Consider the following 16,911-nt stretch of genomic DNA (forward strand, 5'->3'; position numbering starts at 1 on the left):
GTCGTGTCCGCCTTGTGCGTGGCTACAGGATGGGGAAATGCACCGTGGGCCTGAGGGCGAAGGGCATGGCGTCGATGGCGCGGATGGTCTTGGCCACGGCGCTGGCGCGCGCGCAGTGCGTAAGGAACACGATGGGCACGTCGGCGGCTTGCTGGTCGCCCTTCTGCACGGCCTGGGCGATGGATATCTCGTGCTCGGCCATGGTCTTGGCGATGGCGGCGAGCACGCCGGGGCGGTCGGAGACGGTGAAGCGGAAGTAGTGCATGGCCACGCCTTCGCTTGCGGGCAGGATGTCCGCCTCTGGGAGGGGCCTGTTGCCAAAGCCGGTGTTGTCGAAGCTGGCGCAGGGGGCGGCAAGGCCCCGGCACAGGGCCATGATGTCGGCCATGACGGCGCTTCCCGTGGGCAGCGACCCCGCACCCTGGCCGTGGAGCATGATGGGGCCCACGGCGTTGCCCTCCACGCGCACGGCGTTGTAGTTGCCGCCCACGCGCGCCAGCAGGAAGGTGTGCTTGACCAGCGTGGGCTCCACCTTGGCCTCGATGCGGCCGTCCACTTCACGGGCTTGCGCCAGCAGCTTGATGCGGTAGCCGAACTCGCGGGCGAACTCGATGTCCTGACCGGTGACCTGAGTGATGCCGCGCACGGGCAGCTTGGCGAGCGGAAAGTCCCTCCCGTAGGCCAGGCGGATGAGCACGACAAGTTTGTGCGCGGTGTCGAAGCCCTCGATGTCCAGCGTGGGATCTGCCTCCGCGTAGCCCAGGTCTTGCGCCTGCTTGAGGGCCGTGGCGAAGTCCAGGTGGCTGGTGGTCATCTCGGAGAGGATGTAGTTGGCCGTGCCGTTCAGGATGCCTGTGAGCCGCTCGATGCGGTTGGCGCCCAGGCCCTCGCGCAGGGTCTGCACGATGGGGATGCCCCCGGCCACGCTGGCCTCATAAAAGAGGCCGAGGCCTTTGCGCGCGGCCAGGGCCGAAAGCTCCGGTCCGTGCAGGGCCAGCAGGTGCTTGTTCGCCGTCACCACGTGTTTGCCTGCGTCCAGCGCGCGCGTGATGAGGCTTCTGGCCGCGTCCACCCCGCCCATGAGTTCGACCACGACATCGACATCAGGACCGAGCAGATCGTCGGCGTTGGCGGTGAACCGCGTCTCGGGGCCGGTCTGAACGGCGCGCTTCTTGGACAGATCGCGCACGAGCACGGTGGTGATGGCGATGTCGCGCCCCGTGCGGGCGAGAATGATCTCGCGGTTCTCGTGCAGAATCTGGGCAAGCCCTGAGCCGACCGTGCCGAACCCGGCGAGACCGAGGCGCAGTGTTTCCATGCTGTCGTCCTATTTCCCGAAGAATTTCTTGAGGTTTCTCGTGGCCTGGTTGATGCGGTGGCGGTTTTCCACCAGGGCGAAGCGCACATGGTCGTCGCCGTAGTTGCCGAAGCCAAGGCCTGGGCTCACGGCCACCTCCGCCTCGCGCAGGAGCAGCTTGGAGAATTCCACACTGCCGAGATGCTTGAATTCATCTGGAATTTCCGCCCATACGAACATGGTGGCCTTGGGCGGTTCCACCTCCCAGCCGGCGCGGTGCAATCCCTCGATGAGGGCGTCGCGGCGGTCCTGGTGCACGTCCATGATCTCGCGCACGCATTCCTGCGGGCCGTTCAGCGCGGTGCACGCGGCGATTTGGATGGGCTGGAAGATGCCGTAGTCCAGGTAACTCTTGATGCGGGTAAGGGCCTGGACCATGTCGCGGTTGCCCACGCAGAAGCCCACGCGCCAGCCTGCCATGGAATAGCTTTTGGTGAGCGAGAAGAACTCGACGGCAACGTCCTTGGCGCCTTTGGCCTGCATGAAGCTGGGAGCCACGTAGCCGTCGAAGGTGAAGTCTGCGTACGCCAGGTCGTTTATGACGTACATGCCGTTTTCCTTGGCGAAGTCCACGATCTTCTGGAAATAGGGCACATCCGCGCAAATTGTGGTGGGGTTGTGCGGATAGTTGACCACAAGGAGCTTGGGCTTGGGCCAGGTCTGCTTTACGGCGATTTGGAGATCCTCAAGAAAATCACGGCCCTTACCCATGGGGATGCGGCGCACGTCGGCGCCTGCGATGATGGCCGCATAGGGGTGGATGGGGTAGGAGGGGTCCGGAGCAAACACCACGTCGCCGGGGGAAAGCATGACCAGCGCCAAATGGGCCAAGCCTTCCTTGGCGCCCATGGTGACCACCACTTCCTGGTCGTGGTCAAGCTCCACGCCGAAACGGCGCAGATACCAGTTGGCGATGGCGAGCCTGAGGCCCTTGATGCCTTTGGACGCGCTGTAGCGGTGGTTGGCGGGCTTTTGCGCCGCCTCAAGCAGCTTCTCCACGATGTGCTGGGGGGTGGGCAGGTCGGGGTTGCCCATGCCAAGATCGACGATGTCCGCGCCCTGGTGGCGCATTTTCATTTTGAGTTCGTTGACCTGGGCGAACACATACGGCGGTAGTCTGTGGACTCTGGGAAACTGCTCCATGATGCGCTCCTTGCTCCCCCATGAGTTGCCGGAGGATTTTATTCTGTAGTCCAGAAGCATATATGCCACAGGCCATGTCTGTCAAAAGCAATGATGCTGGAATTCGGCCATGATGTTGCCTGTTTTGGGACCTGATGCTATAGCTGGAGCAGAACCTGTCGGAGGATTGCGATGGACGGACGCGAATGCGAACGGATGCTCTCCGTGGCTTTGGAAGAGGCGCGCGCGGGGCGAGCCGAAGGGGGCGTGCCCATCGGAGCGGCGCTGTTCGGCCCTGGTGGCGAGCTGTGGGGACGCGGGCACAACCGTCGGGTGCAGGACGGCGATCCGTCCCTGCACGCGGAAACCGCGGCCTTTCGCGCCGCGGGCAGGAGGAGAAGCTATCGCGACACGGTCATGGTCACCACGTTGGCTCCTTGCTGGTATTGCTCCGGACTCATCCGGCAGTTCGGCATCGGGACGGTGGTGGTGGGCGAAAGCGCCACGTTCCAGGGGGGCATCGCCTGGCTCAGGCGCAACGGAATCAAGGTAGTGGACATGAAGAGCGCCGAGTGCCGTGAGCTGCTTGAATCGTTCATCAAGGCCAGGCCGGAGGTTTGGAACGAGGACATCGGCGTGGAATAGAAGGGGCGCGCTTCCCGTCTTTTCCCTTGTCCGGCGTCATGACCTTGGGCAGTATACGTATGTTCCTCTCCCCCGCGCGAACGTTTTGGAGGCTCCGTTGAGGAAAGCTGGATTTGCGGTCCTCGTCTTCGCGACCCTCGTCGTTTCCAGTCTGGCGGGCCTGTCCTTGGCCGGGCAGGGGATATCCTCTGCACTCGATTTGAGCCCTGAGGAGCGGCAGTGGCTCGACGACAACCGCAATTCCATAGTGCTTTGCTACGATGCGGCTTTCCCGCCCATCGAATTTCGTGACGAGAAAGGCCGTTTTGCGGGCATGGGGGCGGATATCGTTTCCCATATCGAAGCCCTTCTGGGCGTCACTTTTGTAAAGAAGCCCACTGAGGACTGGAACGCTTTTCTCAAAGATCTGGAAAGCGGCCGCGTGCACCTGAACGCGGGCATGGCCAGCACGCCTGAACGCGATGTCTACGCCGCCTGCACCGCGCCCTATATCAAGTTGCCGCTGGCCATCATCACCTCGGCAAAAGGATTTGGCGGCGGACCGGTTGATTGGCGGGGGCTCAAGGGCCGCCGGGTGGCCGTGGTATCCGGCTACATGACCGAGAGCTATGTGCGCCGCAACTCCGCAGGGCAGTTCGATGTGATCGCGGTGGGCAGCGTGGCCGATGGGCTGCGCGACGTGTCCTTCGGCGTTGTGGACGCCTTTGTGGACAATCTGGCTACGGCGTCATTTTACATCGAGCGTGACGCCCTGACCAACCTCCGCGTGGCAGGCGACCTCGACGCCGTCTTCCCCATGAGCATCTGCGTCAGTCGCAAATATCCGTTGCTGTTGAGCGCGTTGGAAAAAGCCCTCGCCCGGGTTCCGCCGGAGGCCGTAGAGGCGTCCCGCAAGCGCTGGATTCCCATAGCGGACCGGGGCGCGTTGAGCAGAGAAGCCGTACGGATGTTGGGGCTGGGCGGGCTGTTCGTCGGTCTTTTGCTTGTAGGCTTGGTTGGTGTGAGCTTTTTCCTCAAGCGAAGCTTGAAGGAAAAGATGCGTGTTCTGAATGCGGCCCAACTGGAGCTTGCGACACAGACGGAGCGCCTGAACCTCGCCATTGACGCGACCGGGTCCGGAGTGTGGGAGTACCACCCGCTTACAGGGGAGCATTACTATTCCGAACAGTGGTATTCCATGCTTGGCCGCAAGGCCGGTACGCTGGGAACCTCCCTCGAAGGCTGGAAGAGCCTTCTGCATCCCGAGGACTGCGACGCGGCTGTGAGGGCCTTTGAAGGCTATTGCGCCTCTGATGGGCACGGCTTGTACGAAGCCGAATTCCGCTTGAGGTGTGGCGACGGCGACTGGCGTTGGGTGTTGGGCAAGGGCCGCGCTGTGGCCTGGGACGCCGATGGCCGCCCCAGCCGCATCATCGGACTGAACATGGACATCCAGAAGCTCAAGGGCGTGCAGGAGGATCTTCGCCGCAGCGAGGCGCTGGTCAAGGGCGCCTTCGATCAGACTTTTCAGCTATGCGCTCTCTTGGACGCCCAGGGGGCCGTGGTGCAGCTCAACCGCAGCGCCACGGCGTTCACGGGAGTCAGCTTCGAAGAAGTGGCCGGGCGGCCGTTTTGGGCCGCTCGTTTCTGGCCGGATGCCACCGAGGCCGAAAACATGTTGCGCCGGGCCATGGATGTGGCCCGCGCAGGCGGGGTGGCTCGGCACGAGGTCAGCAATTACGACCGCCACGGGCGTGTGGCCCTGATTGACTTCTCCCTTTCCCCGCTGCTGGGCGATGACGGCAATGTGCGCTTCTTTATTGTCGAAGGACGCGACGTGTCCGACATACGGCGCGCAGAGGCCGCGCTCAAGGCCAGCGAAGCCAAGTTCAAGGCGATTTTCAATAATGCTCCCGTGGGTATCTTCCGCACCACGTATTCCGGAAGGCTTTTGGAGGCGAATCTGCGTCTGGCGAAGATCCATGGCTACGCCAGCCAGTCTGAAATGCTGGCCGAATGCAAGGACGTGCGGGCAGAAATTTACGCCAACCACAAGGAGAGGGAAGCGTTCCTTGCGGTGCTTGCGGCAGCGCCTAACGGCTTGCGCATGGAGCTGCGCCTCCGGCGGCGAAACGGAGAGGCCTTCCCGGCCATCATCAACGCCTCGCTGCAGCATGACGCAGAGGGCGTGCCCTCATTCATCGATGGTGTTGTGGAGGACATCACCGACCGCAAGCGAGCCGAGGGAGCCTTGCGTGAAAAATCGGCCTTGCTGGAGGCCCAACTCAACGCGAGCCTCGACGGCATTTTGGTGTTGGACGAGGCGGGGCGCAGACTGCTGACCAACAGCCGCTTCATGGAAATGTTCCACATGCCGCAACGGATTTTGGATGATCCAGACGGGGGCTCGCTTCTGACTGGCTTGGCGAAGTTGGCCAAGAACCCTGAAGGGTTCTTGGCCCGCGTGGGCGAATTGCACGCAACCCCGGAAGCCGTGGTCCGAGATGAGATTGAAATGGCCGATGGGAGGCTTGTGGACCGCTTTTCCGGTCCAGTTTCAGGGGATGACGGCAGTCGTTATGGGCGTATCTGGACGTTTCGCGACATAACCGAACGTGTGCGTCTTGAGCGTCGGTTGGCCGATCAGCTTGGTTTCCAGCAGGCGCTTTTGGACACGCTGCCCTATGCTGTGTTTTACAAAGGTCCGGATACGCGCTTTGTGGGCTGCAACCGTGCCTACGAGCAGGCCTTCGGCGTGCAGCGGGAGCATTTCATCGGCAAGCGCGTGCTTGATCTGGAATATCTGCCCCTGGAGGACCGTTTGGCTTTCCAGGCCGAGGATGAGGCCACCATCGCCAGCATCGGGCTTGTACGGAGGGAGAAGCCCATTCCCTTCCAGGACGGCACGTTGCACCAGACCTTGTATTCCGTGAGCGGTTTCCGGCAGACCGACGGCTCCCCAGGCGGCCTCATCGGCGTCATCGTGGACATCACCGACCGCAAGATGGCCGAGGAGCGTTTCTCCCTCATCTTTGAAATGGCTCCAGAGTGCATTTTTTTCGTGCGCACAGCGGATTTGGTCCTCCTCGACACCAACGCCGCCTTCGAGGTCATATCCGGATACCGGCGCGAAGAGGCTGTGGGCAGGGACATGCCTTCGCTGGGCCTGTGGGACGATTTGGCGGAGCGCACCGAGTTCTACCTTCATCTTGACGCTGATGGCGAAGTGAAGAATTTCGAGTTCATGTTGCGCCGCAAGGACGGCAGTTTGCGCCGTGCGCTTAATTCGTCCCGCACCGTCACCATCGCGGGGCAGGCCTGCTACATAAGCATTATTCACGACATTACTGACGAACGCCGTATGCAGGAACTGCTGATCCAATCCGAAAAAATGATGTCCGTGGGCAGCCTCGCCGCAGGCATCGCACACGAAATCAACAATCCGTTGGGCATCGTGCACCAGGCCGTGCAAAACCTTATGCAGCGCACCAATCCGGAATTGAAACGGAATATCGAGGCGGCGCAGGCCATCGGGCTGGATATGGATTTGCTGCAGCAATACCTGAAGGCCCGCAAGCTCGATTTGTTTTTGCAGGATATTCAGGCTGCGGCCATGCGAGCTTCTGGGATTATCCGGAACATGCTCAATTTCAGCCGCCGCAGCGAGTCCAAGCGGGGCGTCTGCGATCTGCACAACATTGTGGAGCAGGCCGTATTCCTGGCTTCGTCCGATTACGACCTGAAGAAGTCCTATGACTTCAAGCGGATCGAGATTGTCTTGGATCTGGCTAAGGACGTGCCCGCCTGCATGTGTACGGAAACCGAGCTTGAGCAAGTCCTGTTGAATCTGTTGCGCAATTCGGCTCAAGCCATGGCGACGGCAGGTTCGCCCGACCCGCGCATCACCATCCGCTTGCGATCCGTGGAGGGAGCGGTACGCATTGAGGTGGCCGACAATGGTCCGGGCATGAGCGCTGAGGTGCAGCACAAGGTCTTTGAACCGTTTTTCACCACCAAGCCGCCGGGGGTGGGCACGGGCCTGGGCCTGTCCGTGTCGTATTTCATCGTAACCAGGGGGCATGGCGGCCGCATGTGGGTGGAGTCCGCTCCAGGCGAGGGGGCGTGCTTTGTTCTGGAATTGCCTGCCAAGCAGGACGGAGGCGCGCATGGCTGACGAGCGCCCCTGTGTGTTGGTTTTGGATGATGAAGACCGCGTGCGCGAGTTGCTCATCGAATTTTTCGATGAATACGACGAGTTTGATTTGGTTGGGGCGTCCTCTGGCGAAGAGGCCCTTGAGGTCTTGTCCGAGCGATGCGCGGACGTCTGTGTTGTGGATATGCGGTTGCCGGGCATTGACGGTGCGCGTTTCATCGAGCTTGCCGCTGCGCGTGGGCTGTGCCGCCGTTTTCTCGTACATACGGGCTCTGTGGACTTCAACCTTCCCCAAAGCCTGCTGGATCTCGGTCTGGTCCCGGCGGACGTCTTTTATAAGCCGGTGAACGCGAGCGAACTGGCCGACAGGATGCGCCAGTTGCTCAGAAGCTGACCACTGCATCGGCAGCAGCCCGAGCAAGCGCGTAGGCAGTGAACCGGATACAGCGGCGCGTTTGCGGCGCAACGAAAAAGGGGTCATCGTTTCCGATGACCCCTTGGCTCGTCGAGTGGTCGGGATGAGAGGAGTTGAACCTCCGGCCCCCTGAACCCCATTCAGTTATGATAGCCTTCACGCAAAATCACCAAGCATACATAAAGTATTGACAGGCAATGATCTGATAGCTAGTGTACTTCACAGGAGGTCACGGCAAAACGTTCAATTTCACCTGAAAAAGTGGCACAAAAGTGGCACAAACTTCCTGGGGGAAGTGAAATGGCCGAGAAATGGACCCGCGTTGAAAAGGGCATCCGCTACCGGGAGCACCCCACGCGGAAGCATGGCGTTGCCCCAGACAAGTATTTCGTGCTGCGTTTCACCGTTGACGGCCAGAAGAGGCAAGAGCCATTGGGCTGGGCATCCGAGGGCATTACCTTGGACAAGGCCCGTATAGAGCTTTCAAAGCTACGCGAAGCAAAGCGGACAGGCGCGGGAGAGCGCACCTTGTCCGAGCGCCGGGCCAAGCATGAAGCCGAGCGTCAGGCGAAAGAGGCTGCCAAACTGGAAGCCGAGCGCACCGCTATGACCGTGGGTCAGTTCTGGCAGGAACGCTACTGGCCCGCACAGGATTACAAGGCCAAGGGCAGCCGCGTGACGGAACAGGGGCTTTGGCGCTTGTGGATTGCTCCGGCCATGCAGGACAAGCCGCTGGCGCAGTTGAGCGCCTTTGACGTTGAGCGCGTGAAGTCCGCCATGCTCAAGGCGGGAAGGGCCGCTGCCTCCGTCAAGTATGCCCTGGCCGTGGTGGGCCAAATCTGGACCCTGGCCGTGCGAGACGGCTTCGCATCCGGCCCTTGCCCGGCCAAGCTTGTGACGCTGCCCAAGAAAGACAACCGCCGCCAACGCTACCTGTCTGCCGAGGAATCGCACTTGCTGTTGGCGGAACTCAAGAAACGCACTCCGACTTCTCACGATATGGCCCTGTGCGCCCTGGATATGGGCCTACGCTTCGGAGAGATCGCTGGGCTCACATGGCAGGACGTTGACCTTGAGCGCAAGCAAATCCTTATCCGCGACCCCAAGGCCCGGACCAACCGCGTAGCCTTTCTGACTGCCCGCACCCTGCGCATGTTGAAGAAGCGCAAGGCGGATGCCACAGGGCAACTTGTGTTCCCTGGCCGAGGCGGCGTCCTTATGGACCGCATTTCCCATGTGTTCCGGCACGTGGCGGATGAGCTTTTCAACCAAGGCGTGAATGACCCTAGGCAGCGCGTGTGCTTCCACACGCTGCGCCATACTTTTGCAAGTTGGCTGGTGGAAGCCGGGACAAGCCTGTACGCCGTCAAGGAACTCATGGGCCATGCAGACTTTGATATGACGCAACGCTACTCGCATCTTTCGCCGGAAGGTCTGCGGGCTGCAATCGGGGTGCTTGAGCAACATGCCACGCCCGTTGAGTCTGCCAAGGTGGTGCATCTGCGGGGGGCGGAGTAGCCACGAACCCCGGCCTGTGTGGCTAGGCAAATTTTCCAGGGCCTAGGGGCGGCCTAATTACCCGCCCCGAAAAGCCGCTACCCTGGCGGCCTGGCCCTGGACTCTACCAGGGGCAAGCGAAGGGGGCTTGAGCATGGATGCTGCGACAATGGACGGTAAAGCTGTTCTTGAAAAGTACTCCATTTCTATAGGCGAACTCGTGAAGGCCATTCTCGGCGGGCTCCCGGCATATGACGCGGTTACTGGTAAGCGAGTCATTGACCAGGACTCTTTGGTTGCCCGCCCAAAGTACCAGACAGAGGAACAAGCGGCAAAAGTTGTTGACCTGATCGACTTGAGCAATGCCGTAAGGCAGACAAGGCGCGGGGAGAAGCCATTTCGCACCTATGCACCGGGGGGAGCATCAGGGATTGATGAGATTGTGCGCCGCAACAAAACACAGCTTCTCATGAAGGATACGAAAGTCTATGAATTTCCAGCAGGACAGGAGAGCCCACAGGAACCGTGGGGAGTTTTCCCGTTGCGCTATGACACGTTTCACCGGGAGTATTCGGAGCCTGTAATGCTCGGATTTCACGGTGAAGGCGAGAGCGTCCAAGGGTTGTATCAAAAGCTCATTGGAGCAATGCGTTTCCCTGTGGCATTTGTGGAGGCTCGATTCGGAAGCACAACTACGGGAAAAACATTGGATATACGCCATGTGCCGCTTACGCCGGGCCAAGACTGGCTTGGGAACCTGGACCCTCTTCTGAACCGAAAGCAGATAGCCCGAACCATCTCTGTCTTTGAACTGCTTTCCAGGTGGGCGGGTGCATCTGGCGAAAGCATGGGCGCACTCTCTGAAAGGCTTGTGCGATTCCTCAAGCATGGCACTCTGCATCTGTTTGAGCCCCATGAAGCGGGGGCGCGTGTTCTGTATGCCCCTTCAACAATAGGCGCGGCAAAAATCGAGATTGATTGTGCCGTAGCTTCGCTTGGCGGGTGGGCTTCTGGACTTGCAGAGGTTGAAACTCTCTCTGCTCTCAGCGTTGACATGGTGGAAGTCGAGGCCATTGAAGCAGAAGAGTATAACGCGTCCTTGAAGCCTGTTGCCTCAAACGCCAGCGGCCTAGAGCCCGAACAGGTTGCGCCGATGGGGGGCGGGGAAGCCGAAGATGTACAAGGTAAGATCGAAGTGATGGTGCCTCAATCACTATTTGCAGGAAAAACGCCACAGGCAGTACGCAATTCACTCAAGGAAGGAGGTTTCGATGAGCATATCATTGCGTACGTGCTACATAAGATTTTAAAAAAGAATAAAACCGAGGTGGGCCGTTTGCTAATGGCTGGCAAGTCAAAAGATGGACTGACTCCCGCCGACTCTACCTGTCTGCGTCACACAAATGGTCTCTTGGAAACTGCCGCAGGTAATAAGATCGTCATAAGCTGACGGCGAAACGCCTGTTTTTCTGCAATATGATGGAAAGACGCCTGTAGAATGCTGTCTCAACGCCTGCCAGTCTAGCTGAAAATGTTCCCATAAGCCCACAGGTGAAGCCGAGTGCGGATTGTCCGTGCGAGCGCGACCACAGGGCTTATGAAGGAGCAAGATGCACGTTGACGCCTACGCCGATCTTGAAAAGACCCTGCCCCCGATTCTCTCCCGTACCGAAGTTCCAAAGCTCACAGGCGGGCTAATCTCCGCTGGACGCCTTGCTAATCTTGACTGTGAGGGCAAAGGCCCGCGCCGCATTACCTTGGGCCGCAAGGTGGGCTACACCCGCGCCGATTTCATTGCGTGGATGCGCTCACGTGGCGGACAGTCCGAGGCGGAAGGGTAGCGCCATGCAGAAAACAGAAAACCCCGCTGGCGGGCGGGGCTCTGTGCTGGTGCTGAAAGGATTCGTTTGCGTTGAATCCCTTCTATACCGGGCGGGCCTCGCCGTCAAACTGTGGACCCTGCGCTGGCTGCGCACCTTCACCTCTGAAATGGGCATGGCCTGTAGCCGCTGGACGGACAGGCTCACCATTGCGCTTGAAGAGGTGGGCAAATGACATATGCCATTTCCACCTTCCGCGCCGTCATCGAGGCGGCGGGCCTGCGCCCCGGCGAGATCATGGCGGACGGGACATTGCACCGCTGCCCGGTGGACGGCAAGCCCAACGCCAAAGACGGGGCCTATGTGCTCCATGTGGACGCCCCGGCCTCCGGCTGGTGGCAGAACTACCGCACAGGCGATGCGGACACCTGGACCGCCAAGGAAGAGCGGAGATTGAGCCCTGCGGAGCGGCAAGCACTCCAGGCGCGTATCGAGGAGGACCGCCGCGCCCGTGAAGCCGAGACTGTCACGCGCCATGCCGAGGCCCGCAAAAAGGCCCTGTACGTGCTCGCCAAGGCCCAGGATTGCACGGCGCACCCCTATCTTGAGCGCAAAGGCGCACGTGCCTGCCACGGCCTCAAGGTGGGCGAGGATGGCCGCTTGCTTGTGCCCGTGCTTTCGCCTGCGGACGGCAAGGCCATGAGCCTGCAAACCATCGCGGCGGACGGCGGCAAGTTGTTCCTCTCTGGTGGATGCACCAAGGGCGGCTACTTCGCTATTAAGGGCAACGCAGGACCGCTCTACATTGCCGAGGGATTGGCAACGGGCTTGAGCATCCATGAAGCCACGAAGCAAACGGTCCTCTGCGCCTTTAACGCCGGGAACCTTGAAGCTGTGGCGACTCATGCCCGCCAGAAGTACCCGGACCGGGAACTAGTGCTTTGCGCAGACGATGATCACGCCACGCCCGGCAACCCCGGCTTGAGCAAGGCGACTGCGGCGGCCCTGGACGTGGGGGCATTTCTGGCCGTGCCGAGTTTCAAGGAACCTGCCGGGCGTACCGACTTCAACGATCTGCACCAAGCCGAGGGCCTGGACGTGGTGCGGGCTCAACTGGCCGGAGCATCCAAGCCTGTGGCCGTGGCAGAGGCCCCCATAGAGCCTGTGAGCTTCGATGCGCTGAATGTGCCGGACGTTGACCCTGCCTTGCTGCCCCCGATCTTGGGGGAGTTCTGCGGAGCTGTTGCCGAGGGCCTGCAAGTGCCCTTTGAGTTGGTGCTTATCAATGCCTTGTCCTGTGTGGCCGTGGCTGGGCAGCGCAAGTTCAAGGTGCAGGTGCGCCCGGACTACACGGAGCCCGTCAACATTTATGCCCTGGCGGCATTGCCCCCTGGCGAACGCAAGAGCGCCACGGCGGAAGCCTGCAAGCGCCCGCTCATTGATTGGGAGACAGAAGCCCAGGAAGAGGCGCGGGAGAGCATCCGAAACACCCTGAGCGAACGCAAGACGCTGGAAAAGGCCATTGAAGCCAAGCGGGCCAAAGCAGGCAACGCCAAGACGGCAGAGGACCGCCGCGCCCTTATAGATGAAATCAGGGCGCTTGAAGCGGAGTTGCCCGAAGTGCCAGCCGCGCCCCGACTGCTGATTGATGACGTGACGCCGGAAGCAATCCCGGCATTCATGGAACGCCAGCAAGAGCGGGCGGGCATCATCGAAGCCGAGGGCGGTCTGTTCGACATTCTGGCTGGGCGCTATTCCAAGGGAGTGCCGAACCTGGACGCCGTGCTGAAACTCTGGTCCGGCGAAGCGGTTCACGTTGACCGCCGGAGCGGGCAAAACATCGTGCTCCATGACCCAGCGTTGACCATCTGCCTTTCCCCTCAGCCGGACATTGTGCGGGGCCTGGCGGACAAGCCGGGATTCCGGGGCCGTGGCCTCTTGGGGCGCTTCCTGTTCCTGTTGCCCAAAAGCCGCGTAGGTAGCCGAGAGGTGGAGCCCCAGCCCATTTCCCAGGCCGTGCAAGCCCGATACGCGGCCAAGGTGCGCGGGCTTCTGGCCCTGCCGTGGGCGCTGGGCTCTGACGGCAAGCCCGTGCCCTACCTCTTGCAGATTGCGCCGGATGCCTACCGGGAGTGGGCGGACTTCCATCGTGACGTTGAAGCGGAACTGCGCCCCGGTGGAGAGCTTGAGCTGATTGCCGATTGGGGCGGCAAGTTGCACGGGGCCGCTGCCCGGCTTGTTGGGCTTCTGCATCTTGTGGAGCATGACGCCCCGCACCTGCACCCTATCGGCCTGGGCACCATGCAACAGGCGCTTGGCCTCGCGGCGGTCCTCACGGAACACGCCAAGGCTGCTTTTGCCCTCATGGGGGCGGACCCGGACATTGAATGCGCAAAGCATATCCTGGCCTGGATTGTGGACCGACACGTTGACGCATTCCAGGCACGGGAAGCCTTCCAGGCGGTGAAGGGCCGCTACTCCAAAATGGAGTTGGTCAAGGCTGGGCTCTCCATCTTGGAGGAACGGGCGTACATCTTCCCGGCCCAGGTGCCAGCGCGTGAACCGGGCAAGGCTGGCCGCTCCCCTTCACCTGGCTACAGCGTCAACCCCCTGGCCTTCGGGGGTGCCCAATGAGCTTGGCCGCCAAGTGGAAGAACAGAGCCAGCGGAGGCACTTGTGGGGATGAAGTTGTAAGCTCAATATTCCCAATATCCTCAAAATACCCCCTCAAGCCTAATTCTGAGGATTGTGGGAATATTGAGCATAAGAATCCAACCCCAGGCTTGAGCATAGCCGGGGGGCCTTGGGGCCTCCCCTGGCCGAAGCCGGAAGCCTTCCCTTTGGTGGTGCGGTCCGTGCCGTGGAAGTACGCCTGCCTTTGGGCAATCGTCTCCCACTTCGGCGCTGCGCTCACCAGAGATGCCGGGGGCGGACTTACCCTTACCTGTCCGGCCACGATGCCCCAGGAAGCCGCACAGGCGGCAAGAGACGGCCTTGCGGAGTTGGCCGGGTACATCGGGGGGCGGCTGCAATGAAGATCATCTGCGACAGCCGCGAACAACTGGCCTTCACCTTTGGCGGCTATGGCTGCGAGGTGCAGGCCGGGACGCTCACCACGGGCGACTACTCCCTTGCCGGGCTTGAGGACCGCTGCGCGGTGGAGCGCAAGAGCCTGGACGATCTGCTAGGCTGCCTAATTGGCGAAGGCAGGGAGCGTTTCGAGCGTGAGCTTGCCCGCGCCGCTGGCCTGGAATGCTTCGCCGTGGTGGTGGAAGCGTCCATGCAGGACATGGCAGAGGGCCGCTACCGTTCGCGCATGAAGCCCCACGCGGCGCTTCAATCGGTGCTGGCCTTCCAAGTACGCCACGGCTGCCCGTTTCTCTGGTGCGGCAATCGGACCGGGGCAGAGTACGCAACCTATCACTTCCTGCGGCATTACCTGCGGGAGGCGTCCACCAGATACAAAAGCATCCTTGAGGCCCACGGGCCGCAGGCAGCATAGGAGCTACTGACATGGCGAAACGTAAGGCAAAAGAAAAGCCCACGGACAAGGCCCCGGTGAAGATGCGGGAAATGACCCCGGCGGAACAGGCCCGATATGAGGCGTACAAGGTGCGGAAGGCTGCAACACCTGAGCCCTTGAAGTATGAGGAGGGAGAAACACGGGACGGGGTGCGGCAGTTGGTCAACCGCCAAGACTATCCTGTTGGCTTTGAGGTGTCTGCCATGATGGCGGCAACTGGCACCGTGGACCTTGGGGCGGGTACGGGCCTGATTAATCAGGCAGGCAATGCCGTGCCCACGTATAGCGACCCGGTGAACCACGGGAACGATATCATTGCCAGAATGACAGACATAGCCCCTAGTGACGGCCTGGAAGGGATGCTAGCCGCCCAAATGGTGACATGCCACAACGCTGCAATGGAGTGTATGCGCCGGGCTCACGTAGGTGGGCAGACCCCTGAGGGCCGCAAGCTCAATCTCACTTTTTGCGGACCGTTTTCTGCGCACCTTCACGGCCCAGATTGAGGCCCTGGCGAAGTATCGGGGCAAGGGGCAGCAAAAGGTTACGGTGGAGCACGTCCACGTCCACCAGGGCGGCCAGGCCATTGTCGGCAACGTGACAACCGGGGGAGGGGGGCATGGAACAGGAAATTACGGGACAACCTCAAACCAAGGTGCAATTGAGGCCGCCGGAGAATCAATCACGCTTCGATCTGCGGACGGTGCGGAAATGTGGGGCGCGCTGCAAGGGGACGGGGAAGCCGTGCCAGCAACCAGCCATGCCGAACGGGCGCTGTAAGCTGCATGGCGGCAAATCTCCCGGCCCGCCCAAGGGCAACCGCAACGCCTGGAAGCATGGGCGCTATTCGGCAGAGGCGATAGCGCACAGGCGAGAGTTGCGGGCCTTGCTGCGAGAGATGAAAGAGGCGGCTAGGCTGGTAGGGTAAGCAGGCCAGAGTTGAAACAACGATTGAGGGCCGCTCTCTGGAATGGAGGGCGGCTTTTCTTTTGCCCCTTCATTCTAGAAAGTGGCACAAAGGTGGCACAAACTCTGAGGACAAAGAAAAAGGGCTTACAGATTTTCTCTGTAAGCCCTTGGGATTTCTGGTCGGGATGAGAGGAGTTGAACCTCCGGCCCCCTGAACCCCATTCAGGTGCGCTACCAGGCTGCGCTACATCCCGACGTGCGAGGAGGGCTTGTACCTCCGCAGGGGGAAGCTTGTCAACAAAAAGACTCAAAAAAAAATGCCGAGTTGCAACAATTGGGTCGACTGGCGGAAATTCCCATGGTTACGAGCGCAGGCACGCCAGCAAGGCTGCAAAGGTGTGGTGCAGGTCGAAGCGCTCCTGCACCCGTTCGCGTCCGTGTTCACCAAGACGTTTCCGCAAGTTCTCGTCCTGAAGCAGGCGCAGCAGGTTTTCGGCCAGAGACTGCGCATTAGGGGGGCAGAGCAGTCCGGTTTTTTCGTGCTCCACCACTTCCGGCACGCTGCTGACCGAGAACGCAGCAACCGGCAGGCGCATGGTCATGGCTTCGGTCAGAACGAAGCCGAATCCTTCCCACAGCGAGGGCAGGGCAAAGATGTCCAGGCTGGCATGGAAGCTCTTCATGTCCTTTACGAAACCCAGGAACTGGACGCAGTCTTCCAGCCCCAGCGCGCGGGCTTGCGACTTGAGCTCCTGCTCCAAGTCCCCGCATCCGGCCACCAGCACCCGGAATGGCGGGGCCTTGCCTTGCAGCAGCGCCGCCGCTTCAAGGAGCAGGTGCTGGCCCTTTTGGGGGGTCAGCCGCCCTGCCGTCCCGATAACCAGTTCGCCGGGGCGGCGCGGGATGAGTGGCGTGCTGTGACGTGCGTCGAATTCCGCGACGTCGAATCCGTTATGGATGAGGTGGATGCGCGCGGCCGGAATGAGCGTCGGGTTGTGCTGCAAGACGCAGCGTCTGGTTTCCTCGGAATTGACGATGAGTTTGGTGAGCACATGGCGGTACAGCAAGCGGTTCAGGAGTCTGTCGCGCACGGGCACGGCGATTCCCCGGCGGTAGATGATGTCCCGCACGCCTGCCAGCCGTGCGGCGACCCCTCCGGCTTTCACGTCTCGGGGCAGGCACAGGAGCACCGCGTCAACCTGTTCTCGCCGGAAGAAGCGCACAAGTCCGGCCATGGCGATGGGGTTCAAAAAGCTTAGAGGGCCAAGGGTCGGCGTGTAGAGTTGGATGCCGGGCTGTCCTGCCGCGCGTCTGGCCAATTCGCTGCCACTGCCCGCCACCACGCAGACCCGAAGGCCCGCATCCCGCGCCAAAAGTGCGTTTTGAAGATGCCAGTGCTCCCCGCCGCCCCAGGGCATGTTGGTATTGAAGAAGCACACGGTTGTCAGCGGCTGCATGGGGGGGATCCTTCTGGTTGCCTGCGGCTGCTGC

Annotated in this window: 15 protein-coding genes and 1 tRNA gene; 12 read left to right on the forward strand and 4 right to left on the reverse strand. The window is 61.2% G+C overall.

The genetic code is table 11. The annotated features are described in order from the left end of the window. Positions 1–22: 22 nt before the first annotated feature. Positions 23–1,318: a homoserine dehydrogenase gene (locus tag CHB73_RS06240; RefSeq protein ID WP_089273188.1), complete on the reverse strand. Its 1,296-nt coding sequence runs from the start codon at positions 1,316–1,318 to the stop codon at positions 23–25. Between the two features lie 9 nt (positions 1,319–1,327). After that, a complete protein-coding gene (locus CHB73_RS06245) occupies positions 1,328–2,500 on the reverse strand; it encodes an aminotransferase class I/II-fold pyridoxal phosphate-dependent enzyme (RefSeq protein WP_089273190.1) in 1,173 nt (390 codons plus the stop codon). Positions 2,501–2,671: 171 nt separating this feature from the next. Here CHB73_RS06245 and CHB73_RS06250 point away from each other — a divergent pair, with 171 nt between their 5' ends. The 12 genes from CHB73_RS06250 to CHB73_RS17330 all read left to right on the forward strand — a co-directional run bounded on the left by CHB73_RS06250 (position 2,672) and on the right by CHB73_RS17330 (position 15,439). Further along, on the forward strand, positions 2,672–3,124 hold the full coding sequence (locus tag CHB73_RS06250) for a nucleoside deaminase (RefSeq protein ID WP_089273192.1): 453 nt from the start codon (positions 2,672–2,674) through the stop codon (positions 3,122–3,124). Between the two features lie 199 nt (positions 3,125–3,323). Next, complete coding sequence (locus tag CHB73_RS06255) at positions 3,324–7,277, forward strand: PAS domain S-box protein (protein ID WP_179216926.1); 3,954 nt, start codon at positions 3,324–3,326, stop codon at positions 7,275–7,277. Then, positions 7,270–7,650 (forward strand): response regulator, encoded by a 381-nt coding sequence (locus CHB73_RS06260; RefSeq protein ID WP_089273196.1) that lies wholly within the window; start codon positions 7,270–7,272, stop codon positions 7,648–7,650. The genes CHB73_RS06255 and CHB73_RS06260 overlap by 8 nt, the downstream gene beginning before the upstream one ends. A 321-nt stretch (positions 7,651–7,971) precedes the next feature. Next, positions 7,972–9,189, forward strand: coding sequence for a tyrosine-type recombinase/integrase (locus CHB73_RS06265; RefSeq protein WP_089273198.1), 1,218 nt, complete (start codon positions 7,972–7,974; stop codon positions 9,187–9,189). 133 nt (positions 9,190–9,322) lie between these two features. After that, positions 9,323–10,618: a hypothetical protein gene (locus CHB73_RS16410; RefSeq protein WP_143337320.1), complete on the forward strand. Its 1,296-nt coding sequence runs from the start codon at positions 9,323–9,325 to the stop codon at positions 10,616–10,618. Between the two features lie 160 nt (positions 10,619–10,778). Continuing rightward, positions 10,779–11,009: a hypothetical protein gene (locus tag CHB73_RS06270; protein ID WP_089273200.1), complete on the forward strand. Its 231-nt coding sequence runs from the start codon at positions 10,779–10,781 to the stop codon at positions 11,007–11,009. A gap of 4 nt (positions 11,010–11,013) precedes the next feature. Next, positions 11,014–11,223, forward strand: coding sequence for a hypothetical protein (locus tag CHB73_RS06275; RefSeq protein ID WP_089273202.1), 210 nt, complete (start codon positions 11,014–11,016; stop codon positions 11,221–11,223). Continuing rightward, positions 11,220–13,622: a DUF3987 domain-containing protein gene (locus CHB73_RS06280; RefSeq protein WP_089273204.1), complete on the forward strand. Its 2,403-nt coding sequence runs from the start codon at positions 11,220–11,222 to the stop codon at positions 13,620–13,622. Before CHB73_RS06275 ends, CHB73_RS06280 begins: the two co-directional genes overlap by 4 nt. A gap of 221 nt (positions 13,623–13,843) precedes the next feature. Further along, positions 13,844–14,023, forward strand: coding sequence for a hypothetical protein (locus tag CHB73_RS06285; protein WP_143337321.1), 180 nt, complete (start codon positions 13,844–13,846; stop codon positions 14,021–14,023). Further along, entirely contained in the window at positions 14,020–14,490 is a 471-nt protein-coding gene (locus CHB73_RS06290) for an ERCC4 domain-containing protein (protein ID WP_089273208.1), read from the forward strand. Before CHB73_RS06285 ends, CHB73_RS06290 begins: the two co-directional genes overlap by 4 nt. 11 nt (positions 14,491–14,501) lie before the next feature. After that, complete coding sequence (locus CHB73_RS06295; protein WP_089273210.1) at positions 14,502–15,017, forward strand: hypothetical protein; 516 nt, start codon at positions 14,502–14,504, stop codon at positions 15,015–15,017. A gap of 113 nt (positions 15,018–15,130) precedes the next feature. Beyond that, a complete protein-coding gene (locus tag CHB73_RS17330) occupies positions 15,131–15,439 on the forward strand; it encodes an HGGxSTG domain-containing protein (RefSeq protein WP_407656599.1) in 309 nt (102 codons plus the stop codon). Between the two features lie 158 nt (positions 15,440–15,597). Here CHB73_RS17330 and CHB73_RS06305 read toward each other — a convergent pair. Both CHB73_RS06305 and CHB73_RS06310 read right to left on the reverse strand, forming a co-directional pair. Then, a tRNA-Pro gene (locus CHB73_RS06305) sits at positions 15,598–15,674 on the reverse strand. A 108-nt stretch (positions 15,675–15,782) separates the two neighbouring features. Beyond that, entirely contained in the window at positions 15,783–16,877 is a 1,095-nt protein-coding gene (locus tag CHB73_RS06310) for a glycosyltransferase (RefSeq protein ID WP_089273212.1), read from the reverse strand. Positions 16,878–16,911 lie beyond the last annotated feature (34 nt).

This window comes from Humidesulfovibrio mexicanus (genome assembly GCF_900188225.1).
Classification (GTDB): Bacteria; Desulfobacterota; Desulfovibrionia; order Desulfovibrionales; family Desulfovibrionaceae; genus Humidesulfovibrio; species Humidesulfovibrio mexicanus.

What these genes read in the sequence shown, in the direction of transcription:
- CHB73_RS06240 (WP_089273188.1), bottom strand. Translation starts at nt 1,318, where the DNA reads ATGGAAACACTGCGCCTCGGTCTCGCCGGGTTCGGCACGGTCGGCTCA.
- CHB73_RS06245 (WP_089273190.1), bottom strand. Translation starts at nt 2,500, where the DNA reads ATGGAGCAGTTTCCCAGAGTCCACAGACTACCGCCGTATGTGTTCGCC.
- CHB73_RS06250 (WP_089273192.1), top strand. Translation starts at nt 2,672, where the DNA reads ATGGACGGACGCGAATGCGAACGGATGCTCTCCGTGGCTTTGGAAGAG.
- CHB73_RS06260 (WP_089273196.1), top strand. Translation starts at nt 7,270, where the DNA reads ATGGCTGACGAGCGCCCCTGTGTGTTGGTTTTGGATGATGAAGACCGC.
- CHB73_RS06265 (WP_089273198.1), top strand. Translation starts at nt 7,972, where the DNA reads ATGGCCGAGAAATGGACCCGCGTTGAAAAGGGCATCCGCTACCGGGAG.
- CHB73_RS16410 (WP_143337320.1), top strand. Translation starts at nt 9,323, where the DNA reads ATGGATGCTGCGACAATGGACGGTAAAGCTGTTCTTGAAAAGTACTCC.
- CHB73_RS06270 (WP_089273200.1), top strand. Translation starts at nt 10,779, where the DNA reads ATGCACGTTGACGCCTACGCCGATCTTGAAAAGACCCTGCCCCCGATT.
- CHB73_RS06275 (WP_089273202.1), top strand. Translation starts at nt 11,014, where the DNA reads ATGCAGAAAACAGAAAACCCCGCTGGCGGGCGGGGCTCTGTGCTGGTG.
- CHB73_RS06280 (WP_089273204.1), top strand. Translation starts at nt 11,220, where the DNA reads ATGACATATGCCATTTCCACCTTCCGCGCCGTCATCGAGGCGGCGGGC.
- CHB73_RS06290 (WP_089273208.1), top strand. Translation starts at nt 14,020, where the DNA reads ATGAAGATCATCTGCGACAGCCGCGAACAACTGGCCTTCACCTTTGGC.
- CHB73_RS06295 (WP_089273210.1), top strand. Translation starts at nt 14,502, where the DNA reads ATGGCGAAACGTAAGGCAAAAGAAAAGCCCACGGACAAGGCCCCGGTG.
- CHB73_RS17330 (WP_407656599.1), top strand. Translation starts at nt 15,131, where the DNA reads ATGGAACAGGAAATTACGGGACAACCTCAAACCAAGGTGCAATTGAGG.
- CHB73_RS06310 (WP_089273212.1), bottom strand. Translation starts at nt 16,877, where the DNA reads ATGCAGCCGCTGACAACCGTGTGCTTCTTCAATACCAACATGCCCTGG.